13 protein-coding genes are annotated in these 14607 nt (G+C 63.5%); 7 read left to right on the plus strand and 6 right to left on the minus strand.

Annotated elements, in window-relative coordinates; translation table 11 throughout:
• Positions 1-3 precede the first annotated feature (3 nt).
• Positions 4-135 (plus strand): tetratricopeptide repeat protein, encoded by a 132-nt coding sequence (locus tag A4H34_RS10495; protein WP_082902952.1) that lies wholly within the window; start codon positions 4-6, stop codon positions 133-135.
• A gap of 358 nt (positions 136-493) precedes the next feature.
• Here A4H34_RS10495 and A4H34_RS11455 read toward each other — a convergent pair whose 3' ends face one another.
• Complete coding sequence (locus A4H34_RS11455) at positions 494-622, minus strand: hypothetical protein (protein ID WP_269452273.1); 129 nt, start codon at positions 620-622, stop codon at positions 494-496.
• Between the two features lie 1072 nt (positions 623-1694).
• Here A4H34_RS11455 and A4H34_RS00590 point away from each other — a divergent pair.
• Complete coding sequence (locus A4H34_RS00590) at positions 1695-3608, plus strand: tetratricopeptide repeat protein (RefSeq protein ID WP_064230720.1); 1914 nt, start codon at positions 1695-1697, stop codon at positions 3606-3608.
• A gap of 86 nt (positions 3609-3694) precedes the next feature.
• On the opposite strand, the gene A4H34_RS00595 is transcribed toward A4H34_RS00590, so the two are convergent.
• Complete coding sequence (locus tag A4H34_RS00595; RefSeq protein WP_231870900.1) at positions 3695-5461, minus strand: formate--tetrahydrofolate ligase; 1767 nt, start codon at positions 5459-5461, stop codon at positions 3695-3697.
• Positions 5462-5801: 340 nt separating this feature from the next.
• Here A4H34_RS00595 and A4H34_RS00600 point away from each other — a divergent pair, with 340 nt between their 5' ends.
• The 5 genes from A4H34_RS00600 (at position 5802) to A4H34_RS00620 (ending at position 8677) form a co-directional block, all read left to right on the plus strand.
• Positions 5802-6095: a hypothetical protein gene (locus A4H34_RS00600; protein WP_064230721.1), complete on the plus strand. Its 294-nt coding sequence runs from the start codon at positions 5802-5804 to the stop codon at positions 6093-6095.
• Between the two features lie 371 nt (positions 6096-6466).
• Positions 6467-6724 carry a hypothetical protein gene (locus A4H34_RS00605; RefSeq protein WP_231870901.1) on the plus strand — a complete coding sequence of 86 codons (258 nt, stop codon included), beginning with the start codon at positions 6467-6469 and terminating at the stop codon, positions 6722-6724.
• Complete coding sequence (locus A4H34_RS00610; protein WP_064230723.1) at positions 6721-7314, plus strand: hypothetical protein; 594 nt, start codon at positions 6721-6723, stop codon at positions 7312-7314. The genes A4H34_RS00605 and A4H34_RS00610 overlap by 4 nt, the downstream gene beginning before the upstream one ends.
• A 116-nt stretch (positions 7315-7430) precedes the next feature.
• A complete protein-coding gene (locus A4H34_RS00615) occupies positions 7431-8030 on the plus strand; it encodes a hypothetical protein (protein WP_064230724.1) in 600 nt (199 codons plus the stop codon).
• A 53-nt stretch (positions 8031-8083) separates the two neighbouring features.
• Positions 8084-8677, plus strand: a complete 594-nt coding sequence (locus tag A4H34_RS00620; protein WP_064230725.1) for a hypothetical protein — start codon at positions 8084-8086, stop codon at positions 8675-8677.
• Between the two features lie 413 nt (positions 8678-9090).
• On the opposite strand, the gene A4H34_RS00625 is transcribed toward A4H34_RS00620, so the two are convergent.
• From A4H34_RS00625 to A4H34_RS00640, 4 genes are all read right to left on the minus strand, one after another.
• Positions 9091-10134: an NAD(P)H-dependent glycerol-3-phosphate dehydrogenase gene (locus tag A4H34_RS00625; RefSeq protein WP_009198441.1), complete on the minus strand. Its 1044-nt coding sequence runs from the start codon at positions 10132-10134 to the stop codon at positions 9091-9093.
• Between the two features lie 8 nt (positions 10135-10142).
• On the minus strand, positions 10143-11702 hold the full coding sequence (locus A4H34_RS00630) for a xylulokinase (RefSeq protein ID WP_064230726.1): 1560 nt from the start codon (positions 11700-11702) through the stop codon (positions 10143-10145).
• Between the two features lie 22 nt (positions 11703-11724).
• Positions 11725-13266, minus strand: a complete 1542-nt coding sequence (locus tag A4H34_RS00635) for a xylulokinase (RefSeq protein ID WP_064230727.1) — start codon at positions 13264-13266, stop codon at positions 11725-11727.
• 273 nt (positions 13267-13539) lie between these two features.
• The gene (locus tag A4H34_RS00640; RefSeq protein WP_064230728.1) at positions 13540-14601 is read right to left on the minus strand and encodes an NAD(P)H-dependent glycerol-3-phosphate dehydrogenase; all 1062 of its coding nucleotides are present in this window, start codon (positions 14599-14601) and stop codon (positions 13540-13542) included.
• Positions 14602-14607: the final 6 nt, after the last annotated feature.

Genomic DNA, 14607 nt, shown 5'->3' on the forward strand with positions numbered 1-14607 from the left:
GATATGGGACGTCCGCAAACCGCCCTGACCCTCCAAGAAGCCGTCGGCATGCTCATAGACGCCCTCGGCCCCGACCACCCCGACACACTCGCCACACGCAACAACCTTGCTGCCGCGCGGAAGAAAGCACAGTAAGCACCGTCGCCTCAGTCAGACGGGCCAAGATCAATCTTGAGTTTTGCGGACGGAACTGGGGCGAGAAATTCAGATCGCTGTCGTGCGAAACTCGGAATCAACAGGAGGCGAGCCTGGCATCTACTTCGAGCAGCTCTTCAGAACCTGCTGCGCCTGCCACCAATGCAGGGCGATCCCAGATTTTGATTGACGCTTGGGCGGCAAACGGAGTTCGTGCGGGTGGGTGTCGCTGTGATTCGGGCGTGGCATCGGGTCGAGTTCGGTGGACGCTTACCACACACCTCTTGCTTGTCTGGTTCTATTTAGGGACAATGGAGGTGGCTAAACGGATGTGTTCCGTGTAGCCACCTGTGAGTCGTCACTTAAGCAGTGCTACTAGCAATGCTAGGGCGACGATGGCAAGGGCAAAAGCCTGGAGCTGCGCTAGCTTTACCATTCCGCGCAGTATCCGGGCTTTTTCCTTGCCCGACGAGGATGTCTTCCTCATCGTCCTCACCTCCTTCCTGGACTTGAAACCTTGGCATTCCGGGAAACGTGAAAGGTTCGGTCCAGCTCGAAGGAGCCGTTGTCGATTCTACCCGCAACCAAAGATCCGTGGACGCGAATGAAAGATAGGCTTGCAGAGGCCTTCCTTAGCTTTTTACATAGCTTCGCGGCGGTCTTGCCTATACATGCACCACCTTGGGAGATTATCGGAAGGCCATCGACATGCACCAGACGCTGCTGTCTGATCTTGCCCGCATCCTCGGACCGGACCACCTCCACACACTCACCATTTCTCAATTTCTTTCCGTTTTACGGGATCAAGGCGGCGGGACAGAGAAGAACCAGCAGTAACGCTGGCTAGAACAACTGGTTGACCGGGGCACCGCGGAGGGACGCCGTCAAAGACGAAACGGCGTTTCAATAGGATAGTTTTCCGCTTTGCCAAACGAGGACGGCAATCGGGCGCCGCGCTCTAAGACAGAGGGGTCAGCCTCGACAAGATGTGGAAATTTCCTTGCGGGTGCCGACGAGGGCCCAAGCGGAGCAAACCAAAGGATGGGAAGCCGAAGCTTCTTTGCAGGCGTCGGCCGAGGGAAGCCTGAAGCAAGTGCAGGTTTCAGCAAATTCGCCGTAGACAGTCCCTGCGACTGGGGCTAGGATCGATTTATGGGTCCGGGTGTTCTTGTATACGCATTTTCTTTACTTTTCGATAAGTCCGCAACAGTCGGCACGACGCGGGCAGACGAGACGACGACGCCGACAATCGGCACGACGACGCCGTCGGCGCTCAAAGCGATCCCGATTCGTTCCTCGCTCTCCTCGGCTCCCGCAGCGCGGCAGACCAACGCCAAAGAGTCGGGGCGACGGCGCGAGGCCTGTATGGCGAGCTCCTGCGCGTCGCCGCCGAGGAACTCGCCAAAGCCAATGCCGGCGGCGACGGGAAGCCTGGCGCAAACGGCGGCGACAAAAGTACCCGCGCAAGCGGCAACGGGTGCGCCGACACGGGCGATGACAAGCGCTTCAATGCAAACGATGAGGGAGGCCTAGGTGCAGACAGCGACGGGAGTTTCAACATGAGCAGCGAAAGAAGCTTTGACGCGAAACACGGCAAAGAGAACACCGGCGCGAGCCGTCAAAACGGCCCTGACACCACGGGGAGGTTTACGCGGCCCCAGTCGGTCGCTTTCCTGATTGAGCACACCGGCGTGAACGACCCCGACGGCGCGGCCCGCGTGGCCGAAGCGCTCGGAGACCTGCCCGTCGCCTTGGAGCAGGCTGCAACCACGATCAGGCTGGTCGGGTACCCGAGGTTGGACGACTACCTCGCGAACCTGCGGGAGTTCGGGCTTGACGAGTCTGCCGACGGCCCGTCCAGCGGTGGCTACGGCCAGCCGATCTCCCGGCCCGCCGACGGCTACCCCGCCCTTGCGCCCACGGCTCTGCTCATGGCCCGCCAAGCCGTGCAGGATCATCTGGCTGAGAAGGACAGCGCCAGCGGCGACGAAACGGCAGCCCACGCCAGCGCGGCATTCTTGCAGCTGGCGGCTCTGGCCCTGCTGGCGCCGTCGGGCGTGCCCCGGCACTGGCTGTATCAGACAGGCGCGAGCGAACAGATTGCGCGCGAAACGCTCGAGGAGCTTGTCTCCCTCTCGGTCTGCACACCCTCCGCCGACGGCCGCTATATCAGCATCCATGAGCTTCAAGGGCGCGCCTTTCGCCAAGACTACGCGACAGATCCGTCGTTGTTCGACGCCGTCAAGCGCGCCGTCGTCAGTATGCTGGAGATCACCGACATGAAGGAGGCGGCCGCTGACGAAGCCCAGCGTGCCAACGTTCTCGACATGGTCATCCAGCTCAACGCCGTCGCCGAACGAGACGAGGGGGGCGCGCTCCACTCTTCCCGCGAATCCTGCATCGATCTCCCAAGCGTTTTCGGACTCGTGAACAACACGATATATCGCCTCAACATGATTGACAGCCCGCAAATCGCGATCACTTTTGAAGACACTGTCAGAAAACTCGTCAGCTCGTATGGAGCCGACCATCCTGACACGTTCGCCATACGCACCAACCTCGCCTTGGCCCACAGAGAAACAGGAGAAACCATGAAAGCCATCGACGCCTACGAATCCCTTTTTGCCGAGCGGCTCAGGGCTCTCGGCCCCGACCACCCCGACACCCTCGACACGCTGGCCAATCTTGCCGAAGCGCACATGGAGACGGGAGACTTCGAGGGCGCCGTCGGCATCCTCGAAGCCCTTGCGGCCGACCAAACTCGAGTCTTCGGCCCCGACGACGCCGGCACGCTCGGCACACGCGGCAACCTTGCCGAATCCTATCTTCAGACGGGACGCACTCAGCAAGCGATCGACCTGCTCAAGGGCTTCGTCCGCGACGTCGATCGCGCCCTCGGCCCCGACCATCCTTACACTCTCACGACGCGCAACAGGCTCGCCAGGGCGTACATGGACGCGGGCAAGTTCAAGAAGGCCCGCAAAGAGCTCAACGCCCTGCTTCCCGACAGAATCCGGGTCCTCGGCCCAGACCACCCCGACACGCTGGCCGTCCGCAGCAATCTGGCCTACATCTGCAACGCCGTCGGAGACTACGGGCAGGCTATCGAGATTCTCGGGGAGCTGATCGCCGACGAAGTCCGGGCCCTCGGCCCAGACCATTACTTGACGCTGACCGCGCGCAGCAATCTTGCGCGCGCCCACACCGTCTCGGGAAATCCCCAGAAAGCCATTGAGATACTCGAGGCCGTCTTGGACAGCCAGTTCCGCTCCCTGGGCGTTGATCACCCTGACGCTCTGGACACGCGCGGCGATCTTGCCTGCGCCTACAGCGTCTTGGGAGATTATCGGAAAGCCATTGCCATATTTCAGTCTCTTCTGGACGACCAGACCAGGATCCTCGGGCCCGACCATCCCGACACCCTTCTCACGCGGGAGAGCCTCGCCGAAGCCCTCTCAGAGGCGCAAGAGTAACGGCTGCTTTCAGGAAAGCCGGACGACGGGAACAGCCGCTTCGAAGGGTTTGGCCTCCGTTCGCAATAAAGGCGGCAGAAGCCAGCTCAGTGCATTCCCCCGATAACCCCGTCGACCACGTCGATGTCGCAGGCCGAGGGGCGCTTGGGCAGGCCCGGCATCGTCATGATCGAGCCTGAGATGAGCACGACGAAGCCCGCCCCTGCCGAGAGGCGCACTTCGCGGATCGGCACGGTGAAGCCCTCGGGGGCGCCAAGCGCTTTCGGGTCGGTCGAAAACGAGTATTGGGTTTTGGCCATGCACACTGGCAGCTCGCCCCAGCCGGACTCCTCGAGCCGCCGGAGCTCGCGCGCCGCGGCGGGTTCGAAGACGACGTCGGCCCCGCGGTAAACCCTGGTGACGACGGCTCGCGCCTTGTCTTCCAGGGAATCCGCCAAGCTGTATGCGCTCTTGGCGATGCTCGGCTTGGCCAGCGACTTCACGACGGCGTCGGCGAAATCGAGCGCCCCCTCTCCCCCGCGGCCGAAGTGGTCGGTGAGGACGACGTCGATGCCGAGGTCGGCCACAGACTCGCGGACAGCCGCGATCTCGGCCTCCGTATCCGCGGCAAACCGGTTGACCGCCACGAGCACGGGCTGGGCGAAAACCTCCGTGAGATTCTCGCAGTGCCGGCGCAGGTTGACCGCGCCCGCGCGAACCGCGGCGGCGTTCTCCTCCTCCAGGTCCGCGAGCGCCACGCCCCCGTGATACTTGAGGGCGCGCACGGTTGCGACGACCACGGTGAGGTCGGGGGCGATCCCGGCGGTCTGCCCGATGATGTCGAAGAATTTCTCCGCGCCCAGGTCGGCGCCGAACCCGGCCTCGGTCACGGCGACGTCGCCCAGCTTGAGCGCGGCCTTGGTGGCGATCACCGAGTTCGTGCCGTGGGCGATGTTGGCGAAGGGGCCGCCGTGGACCAGGGCGGGGTTGCCTTCGAGGGTCTGGACGAGGTTGGGAGCGAGCGCGTCCTTGAGGATCGCCGTCATTGCGCCGACGGCGCCGAGGTCCGCCGCGGTGACGGAATCGCCGGCCGAGGACCTGCCGACGACGATGCGGCCGAGCCTTTCGCGCAGGTCGTCGAGGGAGTCGGCCATGCAGAAGGTCGCCATGACCTGGCTGGCCGCGGTGATGTCGAAGCCCGACTCTCGCGTGACCCCGCCGAGCCGCCCGCCGAGGCCGATGACGACGTCGCGCAGGGAGCGATCGTTCATGTCGATTGAGCGGCGGATGGCGACGGTGCGCGGGTCGATGTCATGAGTGCCGAAATGCAGCGCGTTGTCCGCCATCGCGGCGAGCAGATTGTTGGCCTCGGCGATGGCCGCAAAATCGCCGGTGAAGTGGAGGTTGATCTCGTCGCCGGGCGTGACCTGGGCCCTCCCCCCGCCGACGGCGCCGCCCTTGATGCCGAACACCGGCCCCATCGAGGGCTCGCGAAGGGCGAGCACCGGGCGCTTGCCTAGCCGCGCCAATCCGTCGGCCAAGCCGATCGACGTCGTCGTCTTCCCCTCGCCGGCCGGCGTCGGGGAAATTGCGGTGACGAGGACGAGCTTTGAATCCCGCTCGGGCAGCGAGCGCAGGTAATCAAGGTCGATCTTGGCCTTGCCGTGGCCGTAGACGAGAACGTGCTCGTCGGGGACCCCGAGGTCAGCGGCCACGCGCCGTATGGGTCTGGGCTCGCCGGGCCGAGCTCCCTCGGCTTTGGCCTCGCCTTGAACCACGCCCGCTTCGGCGGAGGAGGGCGAAGCGGCTTCGGCCGTCTTGGCGCCATTCGCACCTCGGTTCGTCTCACCCGGGTTGGTCAGATCGTTGCCCACATCAACTCCTTGCTCGCGGAACTTTGCTCGCGGAACCGCCGATCTTTCCCGCCGACGGCAGAAATTAATATACCACACACAACACACAAACGAAAATGGCGTCCGTACGGAGGTTTTTCAAGGTCCGGCGTTAGGAGTCGCCCTTCACCTCGCCCGCTTGCATGCACAAGTTAGAACGCGTTTCCGCGCGCTTTAAAGCAGGTCGGACGGGCGCATTCTAACGACAGGTTCCACATTATGAAACCTCTAGATTTCGTCCCGAAATGCGTGTAGGTTCATCTCATACGTCGTTCACGCCGGTTTGCCGACGGGCAATCCGATTCATGCGAATGGGAGAAAAATGAGCAAGTTCGCCATCGACGAAGACGAAATGGACGACCTCGGAGAGGGCCTCGACTCTCTGTCCGAGGTCTACGACGACGTCGAAACACCGTGCCCGGTCCCGGCCTTCGGTCATCCCTCCCTCGACGAAGCCTACAGAGAATTCGCCGACGCGGCGACGGAGAGGATCGGAGGGCTGAGCGATTGGTGCGAGGAGACGTCGGAGGCGGTGTCCGACACCTCGCAGATGGCCGAGGAAACCGACGGCGAATGGGCCAAGCAGTTCACGTCGCAAGTGCAAAAGTTCCAATGAGGGGCCCGCGAAGCCCTAGGCGCTGCCAGAAGGCCGGCAATGCGGAACGACGAGGCCTTGCCGAACGGCAAAACAACGCCTGACGATCGGCGTCGCGAAAGCAAGCCGGCGCCGCAGAAGTGAAACGGCGCCGCACAACGACAAGGCAAACGCGAGATCAAGGAGATGACTGCAATGGAAAAGTTCGCCGACTGCATACCGGAGTTTCCGAGGCGCTCGCCCGGCATATTCACGCTGCATGACAAGCTTTTTTCGATGAAAGCGATTAGAAGACGCGCATCGTCGAATTGTCCGAATCCTCGGTTTTTCGCCCCGGGATTGGGAATCAACCGTCCTACACCGCCTCGAATATTCGCTATTCCGACGGAAGAATGACGGCGACTCTGCAGGGCGGATACCCCGCCGATAGCGTTGATACGCCTGGCAGTTCCCGTGTAACGTCGATATATCGCGACTTGGAAGCGGGCGAATGCATCGACCATCCGGGGGTCGGGACCTTCACTCTCATGTACGTCAATCCAATCGTCATTCCCTTTGCCGTAGGCGGCGGTCCTACGGCGACCTTCCAATTTGTTCCCGCGCCCGGCTTCATCGCCTACTGGGATAAAGAAAGCGAGGTGAACCGGTGAAGAAACGCCGGAAAGTCCTCGCCGCCCTGATCAGCCTCCTGGCTCTGGCGGCAGGCATACGGATCGTCTACGTCTCCGGATTCCTCACACACAAACATCCAGTCCGAAACACCCACGTTTTCACAAAGAAAAACAACCCTTCCAGCTGCCACGGAATTAAAGTCTCGGCCAGCGATGGACACGAAGGCTGGTTCCACCCCGACGTTGACCGCAATGTCACCTTTTATGTCGGCGACCCTCGCATCGAACGTTGGCGCAAACGGGCAATAATCGCGATCTCGGTCAAAAGCCACAGTCGAGACACTACAGAGACCTCAGGGGAAGCTGATCTTGCCTTAGGAGAGTCCTTTACGTTTGAAGGAGTCGGCACCATCACTTTGCTCGACGTCAGGATCTACTGGCTTGAATTCATACTCGGCAGGGACAAAGCAGGAGACACCGCCACCTACTGCTTCGAACCCGCCCCCGGATTCAACGTCGGCGACGACTACAAAAACCACTACCAAAAACAACATCCGGACACACCCACACCCTGGCCTACAACCCCTGCCAAACAAACAGAACCGACGGAGCTCCCGACCGACTGGTAAAACCAACCGACCAGCCAAACTCAATCCAATCAGAGAAATAAACCGCGAGCGGAACCGATAACAAGCCCGCCACTCCGAATCCCAGCTTCACCACCCACGCAAAGAAAACAAAACCGATGAAGAAACGCCGGAAAATCCTAGCCGCCCTGATCAGCCTCCTGGCTCTGGCGGCAAGCATACGGATCGTCTACGTCTCCGGATTCCTCACACACAACTATCCAGCCCAGAACACCCGAGTCTTCACTAAGAAAGGCGATCCGCTTCGCTGCGACGGCATCACATATAGAGCGGGCGACACCAGCGGTACACGCAGAGGCGTGCTTCGCCCCGGAACTAACTGGAACACACAAATTGAAGTTTCCAACCTAAGGATCGAACGCTGGCACAAACGCGCCACAATCGGCATCTATGCGGGCAAACTTCGTAACGTCACAGCTGAGGGAGGTGGCGCCGATCTTGCCTTGGGAGAGTCCTTTACATTTGAAGGAGTCGGCACCATCACTTTGCTCGACGTCGAAATGGACTGGTTCGCATTCACCGTCGGCAACGACAAAGCAGGAGACACCGCCACCTACTGCTTCGAACCCGCCCCCGGATTCACCGTCGGCGACGACTACAAAAGCCTCTACCAAAAACAACATCCGGGCACACCCACGCCCTGGCCTCCGACCCCTGCCAAACAAACAAAACCGACGGAGCTCCCAACCGACTGGTAAAACCAACCAGTCCATGAAAGTCGACAACTACTCAAAGGAGGACAGGAAAACCGATGAAGAAACGCCGGAAAGTCCTCGCCGCCCTGATCAGCCTCCTGGCTCTGGCGGCAAGCATACGGATCGTCTACGTCTCCGGATTCCTCACGCACAAACACCCAGTCCGAAACACCCACGTTTTCACAAAGAAAAACAACCCTTTCAGCTGCCCCGGCATCAAAATTCATGCAAGAAGCGGACATTACGGACAATTTTATGTCGATTCCCGCCGCAAAGTCGCAGTATCCGTAGGTGAACTCCGAATTGAACGATGGCACAAACGAGCACGAATCGTAGGGTCGATCATCAATCGCGGCCCAGATGATAAAAGTGCCTTCGCGGGTGCCGATCTTGCCTTGGGAGAGTCCTTCACATTTGAAGGAGTCGGCACCATCACTTTGCTCGACGTCAGGATCTACTGGCTTGAATTCATACTCGGCAGGGACAAAGCAGGAGACACCGCCACCTACTGCTTCGAACCCGCCCCCGGATTCAACGTCGGCGACGACTACAAAAACCACTACCAAAAACAACATCCGGGCACACCCACACCCTGGCCTACAACCCCCGACAAACAAACAGAAACGACGCCGCTATCGACCGACTGGTAAAACCAACCGGCCAACTCCTCGGTTGCTCCCGCGAATGCTCGGGTTTCCAATATTTCCGTTGTTCAGGTTTGGACTGGCCCACCGCTATGAAGGCCGGGGGTCGTCGCGAAGACACAAGGCGGCCTCCGAGCCACAAGGACTCCGGCGAGAAGTCCAGGCAGACGGCGTGGGCGGGTGCGATTTCGCACCCGCCCACGGTTTGTAACAGCCAGCTGCTTGGAGGGACCCAGTTCAGCAGCCTTCGTCGCCTAGCCTAGGCAACAGACGCTACCCCGGCGGCGGCCACAGTTTGGAAGCCCGCTGCAGTCAAGGCCTCACAGTCAAGTCCCACAGCCAGGGCTTACAGCTTGGCCTGCCGCAACTCGGGTCTCGCAGCTCAAGCGTCAACAGCCAGAGCCACGGGCTCCAGACGCTCACGGCTTGGGAGGCAGGACCGCCCGGGCGAGCACCGCGGCGTAGTCCGGAACGTCCTCCTCCACGATCTGCCGAGCCGCATAAAGCAACGGCAGGCGATCCTTGATCTGCGGGGCGGACTGCTCCACGAGGGAGATCGCCAGCGGCAAGGCCGGCACGCCCTCGACGGTCTGCTCCAGCTCCGTCATCGCCTGGAGCGCGCCCTTGGCGCCCTCGCCGCGGCCGATGCGCACGCCGTAGACCTTGTTGCGCCCGGACAGCCCGGTCACCTCCAGATCGCCGACGCCCGGCAGTCCGTAGGCCGTGGCAGGGTCAGCCCCCAGCGCCGTCGAAAGAATCGACATCTCGCGCACCGCCTCGTTGAACGTCGCGGCCTTGAGGTTGTGATGGGGCTTGCCCGTCTTCTCCTCCAGCCCGTCGGCGATGCCCAGCATGATGGCGTACACGTTCTTCATCGGCGCGCAGATCTCCACGCCCACTTCGTCGTCCGTGGCCTCGATGCAGTAGTGCTCCGAGCGAGCGGCGCGCGCGAACTCCACGGCGACGTCGCGGCTCTTGCATCCGAAGATCGTGGCCGTAGGCTCGCCGGCCGCGCACTCGTTGGCCTTGACCGGCCCGGCGATGGCGACGATCGGCGGAAGCTCGACGTCGGCGGCCTTCGCGATCGAACGGATCCCGTCCGGCAGAAGGAGGATCTTGCCGTCGACCGGCATGAACCCCTTCGACGTCAGCCACAGCGCCTTCGCCTTGGCGATTCCAGGCAGGGCCATCTCGGTCACCTTCGGAACGCCCTGGGAGGCCACCGAGACCACGACGACGTCGACGCCGTCGAGCGCATCCTCCAGGCCGGCGGAGCGGAACGGGCGGACCTTGCCGGAGATGACCACGTTGATGCGCGGATGTGGGCGGCCCTCCTCGATGGCGTCGATGAGATGGTCGTCCAGCCACGTGCCCCACAGGTTGACGTCCCACCCGGCTTCGACGAGGGCGTTGGCCAGGCCCGACCCCATGGCCCCCGCGCCGAGTATCGCGACTTTCGGCATGTCTTCTCCTATTCCTCCGCTCCCGAAAGCTCGGCGTCGGGGTGACGTTTGGCGAACTCGTGGAGCAGATCGTTCGTTTCCTTGAGGTTCGAGTAGAGGCGGCCCTGGATCTCGCCGAGCTCGGCGTAGACCTCGTGCTCGTCCATGTTCGGCTCGCTCTTGTCGGTGAACTGGGCCATCTTCTGGGCGGCCGTCGCAATCGACGTGTCGCCGAACACGCCGGTGGAGGCCATGGCGATGACCGCGGCGCCCAGCGCGGAGATCTCCTCCTCCTTGCAGCCGGTGATCGGCAGGCCGATCGCGTCGGTCATGATCTGGCGCCACAGCGGCGAACGCAGCCCGCCGCCCATGCCGCGCACCGCGGTCAGCTTGACCCCGGTCGCCTCTTCCATGGCGTGCAGCGAACGCGACATTTCGATGCAGATCGCCTCCAGAAGCGAGCGGTACATCGAGCCCTTGCCGTGGGTTCCGCGCCAGCCGACGACGGCGCCACGGGCAATCGGATCCCAGTAGGGCGACTGCACGGCGTTCCAGTACGGGAGCGTGATGAGCCCGCCGCTGCCAGGAGTGCGAGCCGCGGCCAGGGCCTCCAGCTCCGGGTCGGGCGCGCCGGCCAGCTCCGGCTTGCCGAGCGCCCGCCGGAACCACGTGGCGAGGTAATTTCCGGAGGATTGCAGGACCTCCAGGATGTACGTGTCCGGGATGCCGCCCGCGAGGGTGCGGTAGACCTGGCCGAACTGGTACTCGGGGGACGTGACGCCGGCGTTCACGGCGGTGCCCATGTTGAGATAGGCAACGTCGGGGGTGACCGCCGCCGCGCCGACGCCGGCCGCCTGGCCGTCGCCGCAGCCCGCGACGATCGGGATCTCGGCGATCCCCCACTCCTTGGCGAGCTCGGGCTTGAGCGCGCCGAGGGTCTGGCCGGGCTTGACGAGGTCGGCCATCTGCTCGCGCCGCACACCTGCGATTTCCAACAGGCGCTCGTCGTAATCGAGCTTGGCGATGTCGAAAAGACCGAGCGAGTCGGAGCAGGCGGTCGAATCGACCCACTTGCCCGTCAGGCAGAAGGCGATGTAGCCGGAGACCGTCGTGATCTTCTCGGCGCTCGCCCACAGGTCCGGCTGATGCTCCTTGACCCACGCCATCTTGTAGATGGCCGGCGTGACGTCGGCGGGCTTGCCGGAGAGCTGGTGGATCTCGGGCGTGCCGTACCTGAGGATTTGGTCGGCGGCGCGGATGTCGAGCCACAAGATCCCGTTGCGCAGAGGCGTGCCGTCGGCGGTGAAGGGCGCGAAGGACTCGCGCTGATGCGTGATGCCGAACGCCTTGATGCGCTCCTTCTCGGCAGGGGTCAGTTTGCCCACGGCCTCGCCGACCGCCTCGCGGGTGGAAGTCCACCATTGGCGCGGGTCGTGCTCGCCGAAGCCCTGCTCCGGCGAGAGCAGCGCGATTTCGCGCCTGCCCAGCGAAATGACGTTTCCCTCGACATCGACGATGATCGCCTTGGTCGACGTCGTGGACGAGTCGATGGCTATGACCAGGGGGCCATCGACGCTTGCGGATGCCATGTTTTCTCCTTGAACGGTTGGATCAGCCCTCGCCGCCTGTCAGCTCGGCGTCGGGGTGCTTGCGTGAAAATTCGTGAAGCCGCGCATTGGTTTCGCGCAGATTCTCGTAGAGCCTGTCCTGGATCGCCGACAGCTCGTTGTAGATCTCGTGGTTGGCCATGTTCGGCTCGGTCACGTCGGTGAACCTGGCCATCTTCCGGGCGGCCGTGGCGACGTCGTCGCCGCCGAACACGCCGGTGGAGGCCATCGCGATGACCGCGGCGCCCAGCGCGGAAATCTCCTCCTCTTCGCAGCCTGTGATCGGCAGGCCGATCGCGTCGGTCATGATCTGGCGCCACAGCGGCGAACGCAGCCCGCCGCCCATCGCGCGGACCGTTGTCAGCTCGACGCCGGTCGACTCCGCCAGCTTGCGCAGCGAGCGGGCCATCTCCAGGCTGATGCCCTCCAGGATCGAGCGGTACATCGAGCCCTTTCCGTGGGTTCCGCGCCAGCCGACAATCGCGCCGCGGGCGATCGGGTCCCAGTGCGGCGACTGCACCGCGCCCCAGTAGGGCATCGTCACGAGGCCTCCGCTGCCGGGGGTGCGGGCCGCGGCCAAGGCCTCCAGCTCCGGGTCGGGCGCCCCGGCCAGCTCTGGCTTGCCGAATGCGCGGCGGAACCAGCCGGAAAGGTAGGCGCCGGAGTTCTGGACGAGCTCCAGCACGTAGGTGTCGGGCACGCCCGCAGCCTCCGTTCTGAAGAGCTTTTCGTAGCGGTATTCGGCGGACGGCACGCCCGCCACCACGGCCGTTCCCATGTTGAGGTAGGCGACGTCGGGGGTGACCGCCGCCGCGCCGACGCCGGCCGCCTGGCCGTCGCCACAGCCCGCAACGATCGGGATCTCGCCGATCCCCCACTCCTCGGCGATCGACTTCTCAAGCGTGCCGAGGACTTGGCCGGGCTTGACGAGGTCGGCCATCTGCTCGCGCCGCACGCCCGCGATCTCCAATAGGCCGTCGTCGTACTCGAGCGTCTTGATGTTCGACAGGCTGAGCGAGTCGGCGCAGGCGGCCGAATCGACCCACTTGCCCGTCAGGCAGAAGGCGATGTAGGCCGAGACCGTGGTGACCTTGTCGGCCTTCGCCAGCGACTCGGGCTCGTTTTCCTTGAGCCAGGCCATCTTGTACAGGCCGGGCGTGACGTCGGCCGGGCGGCCCGAAAGCGCGTGGATTTCGGGGGTGCCGTAGCGCTGAACCTGGTCGGCGGCGCGGATGTCGAGCCACAGAATCCCGTTGCGCAGAGGCGTGCCGTCCGCGGCGAAGGGCGCAAAGGACTCGCGCTGATGCGTGATGCCGAAGGCCGCGATGCGCTCCTTTTCGGACGGGGTCAGTTGAGCGAGTGCCTGGGCGACGGCGTCGTGGGTGGAAGTCCACCACTGACGTGGGTCGTGCTCGCCAAAACCCTGTTGCGGCGAAAGCAGATCGATGTCCTGCCTGCCGAGGGCCAGGACCTTTCCTTCTGTGTCCACGACGATCGCCTTCGTGGCGGTGGTGGACGAATCGATTGCAATGACGAGGGGATTCATGCCTCTACCTCAATTCGACGTTGAATGCGGTTGGATGTTGGGTTGCGCGGTTGGCGACGGCGGGCTCAGAAAGCGCCAGGTGCGTGATTCGGCGCGCCTGCGGTGCGTGCCGGCGTCGGCCTTCGAGGGCGTCCTTGTTCGAGGGCGTCTTGTCGCTGGTTGCGTTGTTGTGGGGACGTTGTTGCGAGCGGGTGCGTTGCGGACAGGTGCGGCGACGCCGGCGTCGCCGCACCCGGGCAGGCGGGGCCGGCCTCGGCTCCGGCCCCGCCGCGGTCACTTCAGACCTTGGAAAAACTTGTCCCAAGGCATCTCGAGCGGCGCGTCCTCAGCCACGACCGAGTAGAGGAAGCGGCACAGCGGGTACTCGTCCTCGCCGATGACGCCGCGCTCGGTCAGCGGCCCGAGGGCCTTGCCGATGACCTTGATGGCCGCGACGCCTTCGAGCGTCACTCCTTTCATGTAGCGATCCTGCACTTCGGAGAAGGCGATGCCCTCCCCGACGTATCCGCCGGCCTTGACGTTGCGGCCGCCCATCGAGGTGACGAACATGTCGCCCACCCCGCCCAGGCCGTCGCCCGTCTCCGGGTCGCCGCCCATGAGCTTGATGAAGGAGCGCAGCTCCTTTTGCCCCTGGGCGAAAACGGCCGCGCCGTAGTTGTACATGACGTAGCGGTCGTTCTCCTTGCCGGCCTTGCGCAGCATTCCTTGGGCGAAGCCCGCGGCGAACGCGTACACGTTCTTCGTGGCCGCGCCGGTCTCGTGCCCGACGAAGTCCGTCGACGTCCACACGTGGTAGTAGTCGGTCCGGAACAGGCCGGCCAGGTATTCGACGTCGGCCTCGTTCTGGCCGCAGAACACCACGCACGTGTCGTGGTGGACGGCGAGCTCGCCGGCGATCGAGGGGCCGACGATGGCGTTCCAGGAGACGCTCTCGGCCAGCTCGGGGTCGAAGTAGGACCGGAGCACGTCCGGCAGGATGTGCATCGTTCCGTCGTCGTCGGCCCGCATTCCCTTGGTCACCGTCAGGAGCTTCTGGCCGGGCTTCATGAGCTTCGAAAGCTGCTCGCCCGCCCATTCGATTCCGAAGGAGTTCACGCCGCACATGACGACGTCGGCGTCGGCGATCACGTCGGCGGCCTCTTCCAACTGGTGGGCCTTGACGCTTTCGTTGACCTTGAGGCCAAGGTCCGGGTGCACGCCCGTCTTCTGGATCGAATCGATGATTTCGCGGTCGAGGAACGTGCCGACGAGGCGAACCTCGTTGCCGTTCTCCGAGGCCGGGAAGGACAGGGCCGTGGCCATGATCCCCGACCCCAACACTGCAATCTTTGCCATACTGCT

This window comes from Peptidiphaga gingivicola (genome assembly GCF_001652275.1).
GTDB lineage: Bacteria > Actinomycetota > Actinomycetes > Actinomycetales > Actinomycetaceae > Peptidiphaga > Peptidiphaga gingivicola.

What these genes read in the sequence shown, in the direction of transcription:
- A4H34_RS10495 (WP_082902952.1), top strand. Translation starts at nt 4, where the DNA reads ATGGGACGTCCGCAAACCGCCCTGACCCTCCAAGAAGCCGTCGGCATG.
- A4H34_RS11455 (WP_269452273.1), bottom strand. Translation starts at nt 622, where the DNA reads ATGAGGAAGACATCCTCGTCGGGCAAGGAAAAAGCCCGGATACTGCGC.
- A4H34_RS00590 (WP_064230720.1), top strand. Translation starts at nt 1,695, where the DNA reads ATGAGCAGCGAAAGAAGCTTTGACGCGAAACACGGCAAAGAGAACACC.
- A4H34_RS00600 (WP_064230721.1), top strand. Translation starts at nt 5,802, where the DNA reads ATGAGCAAGTTCGCCATCGACGAAGACGAAATGGACGACCTCGGAGAG.
- A4H34_RS00605 (WP_231870901.1), top strand. Translation starts at nt 6,467, where the DNA reads ATGACGGCGACTCTGCAGGGCGGATACCCCGCCGATAGCGTTGATACG.
- A4H34_RS00615 (WP_064230724.1), top strand. Translation starts at nt 7,431, where the DNA reads ATGAAGAAACGCCGGAAAATCCTAGCCGCCCTGATCAGCCTCCTGGCT.
- A4H34_RS00620 (WP_064230725.1), top strand. Translation starts at nt 8,084, where the DNA reads ATGAAGAAACGCCGGAAAGTCCTCGCCGCCCTGATCAGCCTCCTGGCT.
- A4H34_RS00625 (WP_009198441.1), bottom strand. Translation starts at nt 10,134, where the DNA reads ATGCCGAAAGTCGCGATACTCGGCGCGGGGGCCATGGGGTCGGGCCTG.
- A4H34_RS00630 (WP_064230726.1), bottom strand. Translation starts at nt 11,702, where the DNA reads ATGGCATCCGCAAGCGTCGATGGCCCCCTGGTCATAGCCATCGACTCG.
- A4H34_RS00635 (WP_064230727.1), bottom strand. Translation starts at nt 13,266, where the DNA reads ATGAATCCCCTCGTCATTGCAATCGATTCGTCCACCACCGCCACGAAG.
- A4H34_RS00640 (WP_064230728.1), bottom strand. Translation starts at nt 14,601, where the DNA reads ATGGCAAAGATTGCAGTGTTGGGGTCGGGGATCATGGCCACGGCCCTG.